Consider the following 15,596-nt stretch of genomic DNA (forward strand, 5'->3'; position numbering starts at 1 on the left):
GATTGACGAGGGCGTATCTGCGCAGTAAGATGCGCCCCGCATTCGGTGATTGGCGCAGCCTGGTAGCGCACTTCGTTCGGGACGAAGGGGTCGGAGGTTCGAATCCTCTATCACCGACCAAATTCGAAAAGCCTGCTCAGTGAGCAGGCTTTTTTGCATTTGTAGCCTCATGAGGATGAGAACCTCCGGGGGCAGGGAGGTTCGACTCGACGTAGGCCTGATAAGACGCGCCAGCGTCGCATCAGGCAAATGTGCCGGCCCATTGTCGGATGCGGCGCGACCGCCTTATCGACCTACACACCACACATTTCCCTGCCAAATTTGCGCCCCATATCTCACTATCCATTAACGGATTTGTGACAGAAACCATTGTCTTTTTTTATATTTGCTTAAATCTTTTTTTGCGTTACTTATGGCTGGCGCTGGCATTTTCCGCTGTGCGTTTTAGCGTTCATGGTATTAATCGCTCAGATATCCACCTTTCCCTCAGATTTTTTTCATTAAATGCATAAAACTTAATCACCAATTGTTGCTAAATATTAAGCTGATTGTTCTGGTTATGTTGGCGTAGCACAAATTTCTCTGCTGCAAATAGTTGTTTGAAGTTTTTTTAATCTTTGTTTGTGGATTCTCACCGTTGGTGTAAATCCCGGTGGGCTGTATTGACGTTTTCACATTCTGTTGACAGATTGTAGGTCACGAGGGGCATTTTATGGAGGATCCGCACTGTAACACTGATGTTAATTAGTACGGCATCCCCACCTCATAACGTTGACCCGACCGGGCAAAAAACAAAAAAGGTCAGGCAGCGACAACCCACTGCAAAGGGTTAAAACAACAAACATCACAATTGGAGCAGAATAATGCGTATTTCCTTGAAAAAGTCAGGGATGCTGAAGCTTGGTCTCAGCCTGGTGGCTATGACCGTCGCAGCAAGTGTTCAGGCTAAAACTCTGGTTTATTGCTCAGAAGGATCTCCGGAAGGGTTTAACCCGCAGCTGTTTACTTCCGGCACCACCTATGACGCCTCTTCCGTACCGCTTTATAACCGTCTGGTTGAATTTAAAATTGGCACCACTGAAGTGATCCCGGGCCTCGCTGAAAAGTGGGAAGTCAGCGATGACGGTAAAACCTATACCTTCCACTTGCGTAAAGGTGTGAAGTGGCACGACAACAAAGAATTCAAACCGACGCGCGAACTGAACGCCGATGACGTGGTGTTCTCGTTCGATCGTCAGAAAAACGCGCAAAACCCGTACCATAAAGTTTCTGGCGGTAGCTACGAATACTTCGAAGGCATGGGCTTGCCGGAGCTGATCAGCGAAGTGAAAAAGGTGGACGACAACACCGTTCAGTTTGTGCTGACTCGCCCTGAAGCACCGTTCCTGGCTGACCTGGCAATGGACTTCGCTTCTATTCTGTCAAAAGAATATGCTGACGCGATGATGAAAGCCGGTACGCCGGAAAAACTGGACCTCAACCCTATCGGCACTGGTCCGTTCCAGTTACAGCAGTATCAAAAAGATTCCCGTATTCGCTACAAAGCGTTTGATGGCTACTGGGGCACCAAACCGCAGATCGATACGCTGGTCTTCTCTATTACCCCTGACGCTTCCGTGCGTTACGCTAAATTGCAGAAAAATGAATGCCAGGTAATGCCGTACCCGAACCCGGCAGATATCGCTCGCATGAAGCAGGATAAATCCATCAACCTGATGGAAATGCCGGGGCTGAACGTCGGTTATCTCTCGTATAACGTGCAGAAAAAACCACTCGATGACGTGAAAGTTCGCCAGGCTCTGACCTACGCGGTGAACAAAGACGCGATCATCAAAGCGGTTTATCAGGGCGCGGGCGTGGCAGCGAAAAACCTGATCCCGCCAACCATGTGGGGCTATAACGATGACGTTCAGGACTACACCTACGATCCTGAAAAAGCGAAAGCCTTGCTGAAAGAAGCGGGTCTGGAAAAAGGTTTCACCATCGACCTGTGGGCTATGCCAGTACAACGTCCGTATAACCCGAACGCTCGCCGCATGGCAGAGATGATTCAGGCTGACTGGGCGAAAGTCGGCGTGCAGGCCAAAATCGTCACCTACGAATGGGGTGAGTATCTCAAGCGTGCGAAAGATGGCGAGCACCAGACGGTAATGATGGGCTGGACTGGCGATAACGGGGATCCGGATAACTTCTTCGCCACCCTGTTCAGCTGCGCCGCTTCTGAACAAGGCTCCAACTACTCAAAATGGTGCTACAAACCGTTTGAAGATCTGATTCAACCGGCGCGTGCTACCGACGACCACAACAAACGCGTTGAACTGTACAAACAAGCACAGGTGGTGATGCACGATCAGGCTCCGGCACTGATCATCGCTCACTCCACCGTGTTTGAACCGGTACGCAAAGAAGTTAAAGGCTATGTGGTTGATCCATTAGGCAAACATCACTTCGAAAACGTCTCTATCGAATAATTAAAAGCCATACAAGACTGATGGCAAAGGCAAAACTGCCTGATGCGCTCCGCTTATCTGGCCTACGAAAATTCTGCAATGTATTGAGTTTGCACGATTTTGTAGGCCGGATAAGGCGTTAACGCCGCATCCGGCATAAACAAAGCGCACTTTGTCAACAATCTGCATACCCGGTGGTGCTGTGCCTCTGCGCGCAGCGCCATCCGGCAGCAATACTTCATTCCCTGTCCGGCACGGGCGGGAATTGATTTGTGAGCAATACAGACACGCAGTTCCAGGCTGCGGGTCACTACAGAGAATCCGGGTTATGTTGCAGTTTATTCTCCGACGTTTGGGACTCGTCATCCCCACGTTTATCGGTATTACCCTTCTCACATTTGCCTTTGTCCACATGATCCCGGGCGATCCGGTGATGATCATGGCGGGCGAACGTGGGATCTCCCCAGAGCGTCACGCGCAATTGCTGGCAGAACTCGGCTTGGATAAACCGATGTGGCAGCAGTATCTCCATTACATTTGGGGCGTAATGCACGGCGATTTAGGCATTTCGATGAAAAGCCGCATCCCGGTTTGGGAAGAGTTCGTGCCGCGCTTCCAGGCCACGCTGGAACTTGGTGTCTGCGCGATGATTTTTGCTACGGCAGTCGGTATTCCGGTTGGTGTGCTGGCTGCGGTTAAACGCGGTTCCATTTTCGATCACACTGCGGTTGGCTTGGCGCTGACCGGCTACTCGATGCCGATCTTCTGGTGGGGCATGATGCTGATCATGCTGGTTTCGGTGCACTGGAACCTGACGCCTGTCTCCGGTCGCGTGAGCGACATGGTGTTCCTCGATGATTCCAATCCGTTAACCGGTTTTATGCTGATCGACACCGCTATCTGGGGTGAAGACGGTAACTTTATCGATGCCGTCGCCCATATGATCTTACCGGCGATGGTGCTGGGCACAATTCCGCTGGCGGTTATCGTTCGTATGACGCGCTCCTCAATGCTGGAAGTGCTGGGCGAGGATTACATCCGCACCGCGCGCGCTAAAGGGCTAACCCGGATGCGGGTGATTATCGTCCATGCGCTGCGTAACGCGATGCTGCCGGTGGTGACTGTTATCGGCCTGCAGGTGGGAACATTGCTGGCGGGGGCGATTCTGACCGAAACCATCTTCTCGTGGCCCGGTCTTGGGCGCTGGTTGATTGACGCACTGCAACGCCGCGACTATCCGGTAGTGCAGGGCGGCGTATTGCTGGTGGCGACGATGATTATCCTCGTCAACCTGCTGGTCGATCTGCTGTACGGCGTGGTGAACCCGCGTATTCGTCATAAGAAGTAAGGGGATATCATGTCACAGGTTACTGAAAATAAAGTGATTATCGCACCGGTGCCGATGACCCCGTTACAGGAGTTCTGGCACTATTTTAAACGCAACAAAGGCGCGGTTGTCGGGCTGGTTTACGTCGTCATCGTGCTGTTTATCGCGATCTTTGCCAACTGGATTGCGCCGTATAACCCGGCGGAACAGTTCCGCGATGCGCTACTCGCCCCGCCAGCCTGGCAGGAAGGCGGCAGCATGGCGCACTTGCTCGGTACAGATGACGTCGGTCGTGACGTTATGTCGCGCCTGATGTACGGCGCGCGCTTGTCGCTGCTGGTTGGCTGTCTGGTGGTGGTGTTATCGCTGATTATGGGCGTTATTCTCGGCCTGGTCGCCGGTTACTTCGGCGGCCTGGTCGATAACATCATCATGCGCGTCGTCGATATCATGCTGGCACTGCCAAGTCTGCTGCTGGCGTTGGTGCTGGTGGCGATTTTCGGCCCGTCGATTGGTAACGCCGCGCTGGCGCTAACCTTCGTTGCCTTGCCGCACTATGTGCGCTTAACCCGCGCCGCCGTGCTGGTGGAGGTGAATCGCGATTACGTCACCGCGTCTCGCGTGGCAGGTGCCGGGGCGCTGCGCCAGATGTTTATCAATATTCTTCCCAACTGCCTTGCACCGTTGATTGTTCAGGCGTCTCTCGGTTTCTCTAACGCTATTCTCGATATGGCTGCTCTTGGTTTCCTCGGCATGGGGGCGCAGCCGCCAACACCGGAGTGGGGCACCATGCTCTCCGATGTGTTGCAGTTCGCGCAAAGCGCCTGGTGGGTCGTGACCTTCCCGGGTCTGGCGATCCTGCTGACGGTGCTGGCATTTAACCTGATGGGTGACGGTCTGCGTGACGCGCTCGATCCCAAACTGAAGCAGTAAGAGGTTCGAGATGGCGTTATTAAATATAGATAAATTATCGGTGCATTTCGGCGACGAAAGCGCACCGTTCCGCGCCGTAGACCGCATCAGCTACAGCGTAAAACAGGGCGAAGTGGTCGGGATTGTGGGTGAGTCTGGCTCTGGTAAGTCGGTCAGTTCACTGGCGATTATGGGGCTGATTGATTATCCGGGCCGCGTGATGGCAGAAAAGCTGGAGTTTAACGGCCAGGATTTGCAGCGTATCTCAGAAAAAGAGCGCCGCAATCTGGTGGGCGCCGAAGTGGCAATGATCTTCCAGGACCCGATGACCAGCCTTAACCCGTGTTACACCGTGGGTTTCCAGATCATGGAAGCGATTAAGGTGCATCAGGGCGGTAACAAAAGTACCCGCCGTCAGCGGGCGATTGACCTGCTGAATCAGGTCGGCATTCCTGACCCGGCCTCGCGTTTAGACGTTTATCCGCATCAGCTTTCCGGCGGCATGAGCCAGCGCGTGATGATCGCTATGGCAATTGCCTGTCGGCCAAAACTGCTGATTGCCGATGAACCGACTACCGCGCTGGACGTGACCATTCAGGCGCAAATCATCGAACTGCTGCTGGAGTTGCAGCAGAAAGAGAACATGGCGCTGGTGTTGATCACTCATGACCTGGCGCTGGTGGCGGAGGCGGCGCATAAAATCATCGTGATGTATGCAGGCCAGGTGGTGGAAACGGGTGATGCCCACGCCATCTTCCGTGCGCCGCGTCACCCGTATACTCAGGCATTGCTGCGTGCATTGCCGGAATTTGCTCAGGACAAAGAACGTCTGGCATCGTTGCCTGGCGTCGTTCCAGGCAAATACGACCGCCCGAACGGCTGCCTGCTTAACCCGCGTTGCCCCTATGCGACAGACAAATGCCGCGCTGAAGAACCGGCGCTGAATATGCTCGCTGACGGGCGTCAGTCCAAATGCCATTACCCACTTGATGATGCCGGGAGGCCGACACTATGAGTACGCAAGAGGCCACCTCGCAACAACCGCTGTTGCAGGCTATCGACCTGAAAAAACATTATCCGGTGAAGAAAGGCATGTTCGCGCCGGAACGTCTGGTGAAGGCGCTGGATGGCGTTTCGTTTAACCTTGAACGTGGCAAAACGCTGGCGGTAGTAGGTGAATCCGGCTGCGGTAAATCGACCCTCGGTCGGTTGCTGACGATGATTGAAACACCTACCGGCGGTGAACTGTATTACCAGGGGCAGGATTTGCTCAAGCACGATCCGCAGGCGCAGAAGCTGCGTCGACAGAAAATCCAGATCGTCTTCCAGAACCCTTACGGTTCGCTGAATCCGCGTAAAAAAGTTGGGCAAATTCTCGAAGAGCCGCTGCTTATTAACACCAGCTTAAGCAAAGAACAGCGTCGGGAAAAAGCCCTGTCGATGATGGCGAAAGTCGGCCTGAAAACCGAGCATTACGACCGCTATCCGCACATGTTTTCCGGCGGTCAGCGTCAGCGTATCGCCATTGCCCGTGGCCTGATGCTCGACCCGGATGTGGTGATTGCCGATGAGCCAGTTTCCGCGCTGGACGTCTCGGTGCGTGCACAGGTGCTGAATCTGATGATGGATTTGCAGCAGGAACTGGGGCTTTCTTATGTCTTTATCTCGCATGACCTGTCGGTGGTGGAGCACATTGCTGATGAAGTGATGGTAATGTACCTGGGCCGCTGCGTGGAGAAGGGAACGAAGGACCAAATCTTCAATAACCCGCGTCATCCGTACACCCAGGCGCTACTCTCCGCGACGCCGCGCCTGAACCCGGACGATCGCCGCGAGCGCATCAAGCTCACCGGTGAACTGCCAAGCCCGCTGAATCCACCGCCGGGCTGCGCCTTCAACGCCCGCTGTCGTCGACGCTTCGGCCCCTGCACCCAGTTGCAGCCGCAGCTAAAAGACTACGGCGGTCAACTGGTAGCTTGTTTTGCTGTTGATCAGGATGAAAATCCGCAGAAGCCTGCTGTATAACCCACCCGATGAGACCGGCTTTCATGCTGGTCTCATGTCAAATATGACCTTCTTGTGCGTTAACTATCACTTATAGATCTTTTTTGACCATTGTTGTTGCGAATGGATTATATATGAGCTAAATTATAATAATTAATAAAAAATGGTTCATTTGTGATGCTTAACGAACTTCTTTAACCATAAATGATCTTTTTTTGTCTTTTATCAATTGAAAGGTTCTTTAATGATCTACACGGGGTCACAGAATCTGGCTCAAGAGTTGAAAGCGATCGGCGACCAGCTCCAGGAGTTGCAGAAGAAACTTATCCAGGGGCCGAATATTAGTCAACCACGCCCCCTCCGGACCATTGAGACTCCCCGCCATTTGGGGGAACAACTGAACGCACGTCGCAAAGAATTGGGCATTGATTTATACACCCTTGAACTACAAACGGGGATCTCAACGTCCACGTTAAAGCGACTTTTTAAGGATCCTGAACAGGTTAAATTCGGCAGTGTGTTTGCGGTGGCGAACGTTCTTGGAGTGAAACTATGCATCGACGAGTGAAAGTGTTGCTCTATGGTCAGGTAGTGGGTGAACTCTCTCAGAACGACAGTGGCTTTTTGTTCCAGTACGCCGCGGATTACCACGGACCGGCAATCTCAATCAGTCTGCCCGTCGCACAGCGTCAGTTTCCCAGTGAGACGTTGCATCCTTATTTTGCCTCACTGGCGCCAGAAGGATGGCTGCGTCAACGCTACAGCCAGATACAGCATCGTGACGAAAACGATCCGCTAGGAATGCTTATTGATAACGGCAAGAATCTGCTGGGGGCAATCCAGATTTTACCTTGGGAGGAATAATGGCGAATTGTCGCATTCTGTTAACGCCGCTGAATGAACGTGACGAACAGCGCGGATATTCGACACAGGGGTTGAAGCGCCTGAGCGGCACTGCAAAATTGAAACCCCGGCTGGGGTTTACGCGAACTCAGTTTGTGCAGGAACTTCCGCGTCAACAAAAAGGGATGAGTATTTCCGGTTACCAGCCCAAATTGCAATTAGTGCTGGATGAAGGAGAGTTCCGCGTCGTAGATCATCAGGGAAATTTTATCCTTAAGCCCTCTCCAGCCGACTTTCCCGGTTTGGCCGAAAATGAACACGCAACAATGACATTGATGTCTCGTTTGGGATTTGACGTACCTGTGCATGGCCTGCTGAGTTTTGCACCACAATCAGAGGAGGAGCTTGAATACGCGTTTGTTATCCGGCGCTATGACCGGGATGACAAGGGGCAGCCAGTGCATCAGGAGCAACTTGATGGCGCGATGCAGATTACAGATAAATATGGCAAAACGGGAAATGATAACGAGCAATACGTCAGCTATGAAACGCTGGCCCGATTTTTAATTGCCCATGTTAACGACAACATCGCATTTAAAATCGATCTCTTTCGTCGCATTGTTTACGCCTGGTTGCTGGGTAATAACGACATGCATTTACGAAACTTTGGCTTAGTGTACTCCGATGGTTTGACGCCAGCGTTAGCGCCGGTGTATGACTTTGTTTCTGCCGCTCCCTATCCGGAATATTTTCACTCAAACTATCTGGCGCTGCCGTTATTGATGCGAGAAGAAGGCGGTCGGGAACTGGCTCCTGGATTTGACAGTGGTTATGGCGAGTATATCGGGCAGGACTTTTTGCTGTTGGGTGAATCAATGGGGTTAGCGCCCCGATTGCTGGAAAAACTCTTTCAGGATATACGTAAAGAAAATGCCATTGTTATGGAAACGTATGAACAGTCCTTTATGACTCAGGAGCATATCCAGGCTGTACTGAAATGCTATCGACATCGTCTGGGGCTGCTGTGAGCAGCCCCCGTTACTTTTACTCAATCAGCTTCAACAGCGGCGAAAAGCACAGCAAAATGCCATAAAACAGGATAAGCCATGTTTTTAGCCCGCGTAGTTTTTTCAGTTGTGAAACTTTAGAGATCAGGAAAAACGGAATCAGGCACGACACAATGCCATATAACGGGCTTCCTAACTGAAAGAACACCAGCACCGATACACGAAACGAAACCCAAATCGTCAACGTAATGACGATAAAAGCGCAAATTGCCAGAGTCAGCATACGCGAGTTAATTTTCTGGGTATCAATAATTCGGCTTAACAGATTGAGAATAATGCCTTTAATGGCCTCGTGGAAACCGAGGTAAATGCCAAAGAATGCGGTCAGTACGGCAAAGATATTCAGCACCGTAGAGGTGATATGAATGATATGCCCGGGGATCACCTGCGCGGCTAATGCCAGTGCCGAGATATTTTGTTCAAAGGCAGAAACGGCTTCTTCGTGGCTAATTGAGAAGGTAAACGAAAAGGCAAAAAACAGGATCACCGCGATGAGCGTGATATAGCTAATCCGGTGGGTACGCAGCGCGAGCCGAGTTGCCAGTACTTTATCTGTTTCCCGTTTACGATAGGCAATATTCATCGGGTTAAGCACCTGAATAAATACCGCAGAGAAGAAACAAAATGGAATGGTGAGCAGGACGTCGCGGAAAAATACGGAGGCTTGTGGGAAGGCGGTTATATTGGCGAAATTCCAGTGCGGGATCATCGCAAAACCGAACACGACAATAATGCCGACTTTGACCACCACCATTGGCCCGGAGATCTTAAATAGCAACCTTTCACCACCAGACGCAATTGCCACCAGTACGGCGAAAATAGCGACTTTATAAAGTAGAGATTGTGAAAGATCGGCATCGGTTAAACCGAAGGTTTTCAGGTATGAGGCGCTGTCGAAAACCACGGAGAGAGAGTAGATAAAAATCCCGTGGATAATCATCAAAAAGTAGATAACCCCGAGGAAAATTCCCCAGTTTTTGCCCAGGTAATGACTGATAATATCTGTATAGTCATTACAGGAATCACTTTCTGAAAGTGTCTTTAAATAAATGTCCTGCACTATCCAGGTTGCCGGATAAGCAATGATTGCAGCGGTAATAAATACCCAAATCCCCTTCAGGCCAATTTGTACCGGCATCAGCACGGTTCCGGCACCAATCGCCATTCCTATACATAATAAAACCCAGCCGAAGTCATAGCGCGTAAACGGCAATTTGTGATCGTGTAATGGTTGTGTGTTGTGCTGCATAAAGTCCTGTCCAGAAAGAAGTCAGCCTCGTAAAAATGAATAACCCCAGCTTCTCTTGCGCAACTGGTAGAGAAGTTGAATATGCAGTGTGTAACGAATGAGACAGCAGATTCACTGGGGAGATCGCGAGGAGGCGCAATTCTACAAAATTGCGCATTTCACTACCAGTCTGGAGTCAGCTCGGATATGAACTGCAACTATTGTAAACAAAGAAATTAAGTTGGAAGGCATCACGCAATGAGGAAAATTGCCGAATGCTGACGATAAAAAGCAATCGTAAAATCAGCGGCAAGCCGGAAGGATTCCGGTGAGGCGCAATGTTGCGGGGGCTTTATCCCCGGCGGCATTGGTTGCTGGAGAGAGAAAACCCCCGCACGTTGCAGGTGTTCACCTGACAACATCACGGGGGCCATTCTTGAACCCAAACAACTCAAGGATAGCCGCGAAACGTTGTCATTACAACAGAGGCGGCTATATGACGCTCGCAGAGTTGAGCATGGCCTTCTGGCATGATTTAGCGGCTCCGGTCATTGCTGGCATTCTCGCCAGTCTGATCGTGAGCTGGCTGAATAAGCGGAAGTAATATGCAACGTGGGCGTCAGGCTGCCGTAATGACAATTTGCGCCCGGACCAGGCCGCAGGGGTGAAACTCTGCGGCCTTTTTCGTAAGAAAAATGCAACGGTTGCAAGCGGATAATATTCTGCGGAATGCGCAGCACAGAGTGAAGAAGTGACGGATTTCGAAGCAGAAAAACAGCTGTAGAATCAGCCGCAAGCCGGAAGGATTCCGGTGAGGCGCAATGTTGCGGGGGCTTTATCCCTGGTGGCATTGGTTGCTGGAGAGAGAAAACCCCCGCACGTTGCAGGTATGCACCTGACAACATCACGGGGGCCATTCTTGCATCTAGACCATTCAAGAATAGCCGCGAAACGTTGTCATTACAACAGAGGCGGCTATATGACGCTCGCAGAGTTGGGCATGGCCTTCTGGCACGATTTAGCGGCTCCGGTCATTGCTGGCATTCTTGCCAGCCTGATCGTGAGCTGGCTGAATAAGCGGAAGTAATATGTCATGCGGGCGTCAGGCTGCCGTAATGGCAATTTGCGCCCGGACCAGGCCGCAGGGGGGAAACTCTGCGGCCTTTTTCGTAAGAAAAATGCAACGGTTGCAAGTGGATAATATTCTGCGGAATGCGCAGCACAGAGTGAAGAAGTGATGGATTTCGAAGCACAAAAATGGTCGTAGAATCAGCGGCAAGCCGGAAGGTTCCGGTGAGGCGCAATGTTGCGGGGGCTTTATCCCTGGTGGCATTGGTTGCTGGAGAGAGAAAACCCCCGCACGCTGCAGGTATGCACCTGACAACATCACGGGGGCCATTCTTGAAACTAGACGACTCAAGGATAGCCGCGAAACGTTGTCATTACAACAGAGGCGGCTATATGACGCTCACAGAGTTGAGCATGGCCTTCTGGCATGATTTAGCGGCTCCGGTCATTGCTGGCATTCTCGCCAGTCTGATCGTGAGCTGGCTGAATAAGCGGAAGTAACGTGTCATGCGGGTGTCAGGCTGCCGTAATGGCAAGTTGCGCCCGGATCAGGCCGCAGGGGGGAACTCTGCGGCCTTTTTCGTAAGAAAAATGCAACGGTTGCAAGCGGATAATATTCTGCGGAATGCGCAGCACAGAGTGAAGAAGTGATGGATTTCGAAGCACAAAAACGGTCGTAGAATCAGCGGCAAGCCGGAAGGGCTCCGGTGAGGCGCAATGTTGCGGGGGCTGTATCCCCGGTGGCATTGGTTGCTGGAGAGAGAAAACCCCCGCACATTGCAGGTATGCACCTGACAACATCACGGGGGCTAATCTTGAACCTAGACCACTCAAGGATAGCCGTGAAACGTTGTCATTACAACAGAGGCGGCTATATGACGCTCGCAGAGTTGGGCATGGCCTTTTGGCACGATTTAGCGGCTCCGGTCATTGCTGGCATTCTCGCCAGCCTGATCGTGAGCTGGCTGAATAAGCGGAAGTAACGTGTCATGCGGGCGTCAGGCTGCCGTAATGGCAATTTGCGCCCGGACCAGGCCGCAGGGGGAAACTCTGCGGCCTTTTTCGTAATTACTGCGGATAAGGCACCCAGTCGCCACCGTTCAGGCGAACATACGGTTTATTTTGATATTGAATGACCACCGCATTCGAGTTCTCGGAAACAGGCGCAGTCTGTGGTAATCCACTAGTGAGTTTTTTCCAGTCAACATTGTCTTCGGTGAAAATCTTGCCATCGAGAACGCGAACCACCAAATCAGAGATTGCCAGGAAGCTGCTTGGTTGGTCGATGACAATTGGCGCGCCCTGATGTGGTGTTTTCATGCCGAAGAATTTCACACCAACCGGTACATTAGTGATTGCCGGGCTGGGGATATCACGCAAACCAGAAACTTGCATTCTGTCACCTTTCAACGCGCCACCGTGTTCCGGTACTACGACGACCATCACTTTACGACCCGATTTCTCCAGCTCAGTAAAGAAGGCGTCCAGTTCATCAAAGAACTTCTGCGCTCGCGCTTTGTAATCCGCTGTTTTGCTGACGCCCGGATAATGGTTGCCGTCATGCAGTGGAAGCGTGTTGTAGAACGTGGCGCTACGGCTGTTTTTATCTTTTTCGGTAACGTCCAGCCAGCGGTTAAGCACGGCAGTATCGTCATAAACCGGCGAACCATCAAAGCCCAGTAAAATAACCGGCAGATTTGTTTGATCCATCAATTCGGTCTGCATACCGCCGTTTTCGCGAACTTCTTTCAGGAAGCCGCCAAACTGGCCGTTATGTCCCATCATCAGGTGCTGGGTAAAGCCCAGTTTTGACAAGTTATCGAACAGATAGCAGTCATTATTTGCTGGTTGATACAGATTGGTGTGCGATGGCTGACCGCAACTGGCGCGCAGCAGACGAATCGCCGCCGGACCGCTGTATGAGGTTGCAGAGTTGAAATTCTTGAACTCAATATCAAAATGCGACCACAACGGATGTGACATTAATCCGGCAGCTTCAATATCCGACCATGAAAGCGAACAGATATTAATCACCAGAAGCTCAAATGGCTGCGCATCCGCTGGCAGCGCGGATGGGAAGGTCGATTTACGTTTCGCCTCGGCGTTATAGAAATTATTCAGCCAGGCATTGAGGTTTGCGGTTGTCGGTGGTGCAGTTTGCGCTGGCATATCTCCAACTACTGGCGTGCCGCCGGTTGCCGCGACTGTTGCCGCAGCGTTACCGCCCGTCGTTGTTACCGTGGTGGTCGGTTGACCGGCTGGCCACAGGGAGAAACTTGGACCAGCCAGCGTAAGTACGTTCAGCCATACCAGAATGGCGACCACAAAAACGGTGATGCGAATCCATTGCGACAAGAATAACCAGGCCACTAACAAAACAAAGACAGCACCAATCATCTGCCAGTTAATAAAGCGCGTGACCAGATCGATTAAATAATCGGGACTAAAGCCTGCCACTTGTGACCCCTGGCTCATAATACTTTCCGGGCCAGGTAGCCAGGTATCATGCCAGAAGAGGGCAAAGCCGATTGGCAGGGCGATCCAGTGGCGCAGGCGATGCAGGCTGTAGCGCGGAATCGGCATCAGCAGGAACGCGGCAAATACCAGATTGAGTAGCGGATGGAAGTTAAGGTAGCCCGCCCACAACAGGCCGAACTTAACCAGAAAATAAAAGTTCCAGCCAGAAAGGCCGCGCCAGTATTGCCAGAGGGAAGAAGGCATAGCGGTATTTTGGGTAAATTGAGTCATTTTTTGGTAGCCCTGGCTTTTTCTGCACGGCGTAACGTACCGGCCGGTTTTACATAACGAGGTTTCGCAAATAACAAACGCAGGGTGTCACGAATGCGCCGTAGGGAATGGCGCGCCAGATAGCCCAGCGGGAAAAAAACAAGCGCACAAACGACAATGATTTCAATGATATCGCTGATGGTCATCATGATGAATGCTCCACAGGATCACTCAACAGTCGCAGCGGTTCCGGTATTCGTCGCCAGTTACGCCCATCATGCTCGGCATTGATTACCGGCATGGAGGCCTGAGTTAAAGGCAGTGGCACCCCCCATTGTTCCGGGGCCAGCAGACGCATTTGCACCAGCTCGGCGCTGATTTGGTCATCTTCAAACCAGACCATGCGGTTAGAGAAAATATCGCCGGTAGGTAACGGGAAAATGTGATTCAACGCAGTATCCAGATCGTTGATCCTGCAGAATGAGAGGAACAGGACCAGTCGATTTCCACCAACGGTCATAATGTCGCCAGTGCGATTTGGACGGCACAGCGTCAGGGCTTGCTCAACGCGGATGCCCGGTACTGGGCGTAAAGCGACCAGCACGCCTTTACCATGAGCAGGCAACAACGTGTTATTCATCATGTTATTGACCGCCTCACAGAACACATCCCACTTTTGAAAACCGCGCAGTTTCAGCGGTTGGGTCATGGATAGCAGGGTAGTGATATCTTCCGGAACATAGCGGCTGAACTTCTGCCCTTGCACGCTTTCAATCATCGTCAGACAACGGGAGAGCGGAGCATTCCACGGAATCACCATATTCGCACCGCAGGCCAACAACAAACGTTCATCCGTGGCACGCAGGCTGGCAGTATTTTCCCGCACGAGGATCTTCATCGCACTACCACGCTGGCGACGCAGAGTATGAATGCTGCGGGCCAGTGGTTCAATTTGCCCATTTTGCTGTAAAGAGAAAACGACGGTTGCAGCCTGTGCAGTCCGGGCTTCATTGAACAGAGTTTCGTTGTTGTCGAACAGTTGCCAGTGTTCTGATAAAGGGGGGGCGCCTTCCAGCACAGCAATATTGCTAAGAATGCGTTTTTCATCGCTGCGTGGTTGGATCTCCGCTTCTTCACGCTGAACTAACGTCCAGATACCCTCTTGCTGCTGAACGATGAGTTGCTGACGGGCGCTAACCCCTTTTTCGTTGCACCAGAAGGCGATATCCAGCAGATGTTGATCGCCCTGAAAACGCAAACTGGCAAGCCCAAAAAGTGAGCGGTATTCCTCCAGCAACAATGAAAATTGTTTATCGTTATTATTTCCTGGATTAATTACCAGCAGTGAGCAATGGTATAATCTGCTCCACTTGTTCATTTTATCCAGCCATGAACGAAGCCGCTCAGTTGGAATGTTTTGCCATGCATTATTGGCACAAACAAGAATGAAAAGATAATTTTCGGGATCAATAGAACATTGTAAATCACGGGGCAAATAGTATAGCCCCTTTTCATGATTTAGCATTGAAAATAATTTTATTTTTTCCGGTCCGTGAGAATCATCTAATTTGAAGGTTTTTTCGGGATCGTTATCCATGCTAATGACCGCGACTTTCGCGGTTTCAGCTTGAGAAGCCATCGTTTGATTCACAAGGCTGATAGCATCTTCTTGACGATCGACGTTAAACCACCAGACGCCGCCTGCTGGCATATGCCGCAACTCATCCCACAAAGATGAGATACCGATAGAGAATACAGGGTCCACAACGTCCCTCAAGTCACCATTTTGTCTGATTATTAGTTTACTAGCGAAAGCTAAGAAATAAACCTACCATTGAAATTAAAACTTATCAGATTTAGCATGTGAATCAATTTAGCAGGCTGGAAGCCTTATGATATCAGTCTTTTCGTTTTTTACTTTCGTTAGTTGCGTACATGAAAGTTAAAAAATGAACGGATTACGTATTGCC

The 15,596-nt window shown here is 51.2% G+C and carries 16 protein-coding genes and 1 tRNA gene; 13 read left to right on the top strand and 4 right to left on the bottom strand.

What is annotated here, in order from left to right; genetic code table 11:
- Positions 1–43: 43 nt before the first annotated feature.
- The 9 genes from AACS80_RS07165 to AACS80_RS07205 all read left to right on the top strand — a co-directional run bounded on the left by AACS80_RS07165 (position 44) and on the right by AACS80_RS07205 (position 8,564).
- Positions 44–120 (top strand) — tRNA-Pro (locus tag AACS80_RS07165).
- 743 nt (positions 121–863) lie between these two features.
- On the top strand, positions 864–2,471 hold the full coding sequence (gene dppA / locus AACS80_RS07170) for a dipeptide ABC transporter substrate-binding protein DppA (protein WP_135410544.1): 1,608 nt from the start codon (positions 864–866) through the stop codon (positions 2,469–2,471).
- Positions 2,472–2,778: 307 nt separating this feature from the next.
- Entirely contained in the window at positions 2,779–3,798 is a 1,020-nt protein-coding gene (gene dppB, locus AACS80_RS07175) for a dipeptide ABC transporter permease DppB (protein ID WP_000938857.1), read from the top strand.
- A 9-nt stretch (positions 3,799–3,807) separates the two neighbouring features.
- Positions 3,808–4,710 (top strand): dipeptide ABC transporter permease DppC, encoded by a 903-nt coding sequence (gene dppC / locus AACS80_RS07180; RefSeq protein ID WP_130210086.1) that lies wholly within the window; start codon positions 3,808–3,810, stop codon positions 4,708–4,710.
- Between the two features lie 10 nt (positions 4,711–4,720).
- Positions 4,721–5,704, top strand: coding sequence for a dipeptide ABC transporter ATP-binding protein (gene dppD, locus AACS80_RS07185; RefSeq protein WP_001196445.1), 984 nt, complete (start codon positions 4,721–4,723; stop codon positions 5,702–5,704).
- Entirely contained in the window at positions 5,701–6,714 is a 1,014-nt protein-coding gene (gene dppF, locus AACS80_RS07190) for a dipeptide ABC transporter ATP-binding subunit DppF (protein WP_130260125.1), read from the top strand. Before dppD ends, dppF begins: the two co-directional genes overlap by 4 nt.
- Before the next feature lie 223 nt (positions 6,715–6,937).
- Positions 6,938–7,261 (top strand): helix-turn-helix domain-containing protein, encoded by a 324-nt coding sequence (locus AACS80_RS07195; protein ID WP_130260126.1) that lies wholly within the window; start codon positions 6,938–6,940, stop codon positions 7,259–7,261.
- Positions 7,246–7,557, top strand: a complete 312-nt coding sequence (locus tag AACS80_RS07200) for a HipA N-terminal domain-containing protein (RefSeq protein WP_135410543.1) — start codon at positions 7,246–7,248, stop codon at positions 7,555–7,557. Before AACS80_RS07195 ends, AACS80_RS07200 begins: the two co-directional genes overlap by 16 nt.
- Positions 7,557–8,564 carry a type II toxin-antitoxin system HipA family toxin gene (locus tag AACS80_RS07205; protein WP_135410542.1) on the top strand — a complete coding sequence of 336 codons (1,008 nt, stop codon included), beginning with the start codon at positions 7,557–7,559 and terminating at the stop codon, positions 8,562–8,564. The genes AACS80_RS07200 and AACS80_RS07205 overlap by 1 nt, the downstream gene beginning before the upstream one ends.
- Positions 8,565–8,580: 16 nt before the next feature.
- Here AACS80_RS07205 and AACS80_RS07210 read toward each other — a convergent pair whose 3' ends face one another.
- The gene (locus tag AACS80_RS07210; RefSeq protein WP_130210096.1) at positions 8,581–9,852 is read right to left on the bottom strand and encodes an amino acid permease; all 1,272 of its coding nucleotides are present in this window, start codon (positions 9,850–9,852) and stop codon (positions 8,581–8,583) included.
- A gap of 475 nt (positions 9,853–10,327) precedes the next feature.
- Between AACS80_RS07210 and AACS80_RS07215 the strand changes: the two genes are divergently transcribed.
- The 4 genes from AACS80_RS07215 (at position 10,328) to AACS80_RS07230 (ending at position 11,882) form a co-directional block, all read left to right on the top strand.
- The gene (locus AACS80_RS07215; RefSeq protein WP_074399497.1) at positions 10,328–10,435 is read left to right on the top strand and encodes a type I toxin-antitoxin system toxin Ldr family protein; all 108 of its coding nucleotides are present in this window, start codon (positions 10,328–10,330) and stop codon (positions 10,433–10,435) included.
- 375 nt (positions 10,436–10,810) lie between these two features.
- Positions 10,811–10,918 (top strand): type I toxin-antitoxin system toxin Ldr family protein, encoded by a 108-nt coding sequence (locus tag AACS80_RS07220; protein WP_002431793.1) that lies wholly within the window; start codon positions 10,811–10,813, stop codon positions 10,916–10,918.
- Positions 10,919–11,292: 374 nt separating this feature from the next.
- Positions 11,293–11,400: a type I toxin-antitoxin system toxin Ldr family protein gene (locus AACS80_RS07225; RefSeq protein WP_167852418.1), complete on the top strand. Its 108-nt coding sequence runs from the start codon at positions 11,293–11,295 to the stop codon at positions 11,398–11,400.
- Positions 11,401–11,774: 374 nt separating this feature from the next.
- Positions 11,775–11,882, top strand: coding sequence for a type I toxin-antitoxin system toxin Ldr family protein (locus AACS80_RS07230; protein WP_002431793.1), 108 nt, complete (start codon positions 11,775–11,777; stop codon positions 11,880–11,882).
- 85 nt (positions 11,883–11,967) lie between these two features.
- Here AACS80_RS07230 and bcsG read toward each other — a convergent pair whose 3' ends face one another.
- From bcsG to bcsE, 3 genes are read right to left on the bottom strand one after another with little or no spacing between them, the layout of a single operon-like run.
- A complete protein-coding gene (bcsG, locus tag AACS80_RS07235; RefSeq protein WP_130222979.1) occupies positions 11,968–13,647 on the bottom strand; it encodes a cellulose biosynthesis protein BcsG in 1,680 nt (559 codons plus the stop codon).
- Positions 13,644–13,835: a cellulose biosynthesis protein BcsF gene (gene bcsF / locus AACS80_RS07240; RefSeq protein ID WP_130216286.1), complete on the bottom strand. Its 192-nt coding sequence runs from the start codon at positions 13,833–13,835 to the stop codon at positions 13,644–13,646. The genes bcsG and bcsF overlap by 4 nt, the downstream gene beginning before the upstream one ends.
- Entirely contained in the window at positions 13,832–15,403 is a 1,572-nt protein-coding gene (bcsE, locus tag AACS80_RS07245; RefSeq protein ID WP_130210104.1) for a cellulose biosynthesis c-di-GMP-binding protein BcsE, read from the bottom strand. The genes bcsF and bcsE overlap by 4 nt, the downstream gene beginning before the upstream one ends.
- Positions 15,404–15,596: the final 193 nt, after the last annotated feature.

Origin of the sequence: Escherichia sp. E4385 (genome assembly GCF_963883145.1) — a bacterium.
Lineage (GTDB): Bacteria > Pseudomonadota > Gammaproteobacteria > Enterobacterales > Enterobacteriaceae > Escherichia.

Bases quoted from the DNA above. Each gene is read 5' to 3' on its own strand.
- dppA (WP_135410544.1), top strand. From the start codon at position 864: ATGCGTATTTCCTTGAAAAAGTCAGGGATGCTGAAGCTTGGTCTCAGC.
- dppB (WP_000938857.1), top strand. From the start codon at position 2,779: ATGTTGCAGTTTATTCTCCGACGTTTGGGACTCGTCATCCCCACGTTT.
- dppC (WP_130210086.1), top strand. From the start codon at position 3,808: ATGTCACAGGTTACTGAAAATAAAGTGATTATCGCACCGGTGCCGATG.
- dppD (WP_001196445.1), top strand. From the start codon at position 4,721: ATGGCGTTATTAAATATAGATAAATTATCGGTGCATTTCGGCGACGAA.
- dppF (WP_130260125.1), top strand. From the start codon at position 5,701: ATGAGTACGCAAGAGGCCACCTCGCAACAACCGCTGTTGCAGGCTATC.
- AACS80_RS07195 (WP_130260126.1), top strand. From the start codon at position 6,938: ATGATCTACACGGGGTCACAGAATCTGGCTCAAGAGTTGAAAGCGATC.
- AACS80_RS07200 (WP_135410543.1), top strand. From the start codon at position 7,246: ATGCATCGACGAGTGAAAGTGTTGCTCTATGGTCAGGTAGTGGGTGAA.
- AACS80_RS07205 (WP_135410542.1), top strand. From the start codon at position 7,557: ATGGCGAATTGTCGCATTCTGTTAACGCCGCTGAATGAACGTGACGAA.
- AACS80_RS07210 (WP_130210096.1), bottom strand. From the start codon at position 9,852: ATGCAGCACAACACACAACCATTACACGATCACAAATTGCCGTTTACG.
- AACS80_RS07215 (WP_074399497.1), top strand. From the start codon at position 10,328: ATGACGCTCGCAGAGTTGAGCATGGCCTTCTGGCATGATTTAGCGGCT.
- AACS80_RS07220 (WP_002431793.1), top strand. From the start codon at position 10,811: ATGACGCTCGCAGAGTTGGGCATGGCCTTCTGGCACGATTTAGCGGCT.
- AACS80_RS07225 (WP_167852418.1), top strand. From the start codon at position 11,293: ATGACGCTCACAGAGTTGAGCATGGCCTTCTGGCATGATTTAGCGGCT.
- AACS80_RS07230 (WP_002431793.1), top strand. From the start codon at position 11,775: ATGACGCTCGCAGAGTTGGGCATGGCCTTTTGGCACGATTTAGCGGCT.
- bcsG (WP_130222979.1), bottom strand. From the start codon at position 13,647: ATGACTCAATTTACCCAAAATACCGCTATGCCTTCTTCCCTCTGGCAA.
- bcsF (WP_130216286.1), bottom strand. From the start codon at position 13,835: ATGATGACCATCAGCGATATCATTGAAATCATTGTCGTTTGTGCGCTT.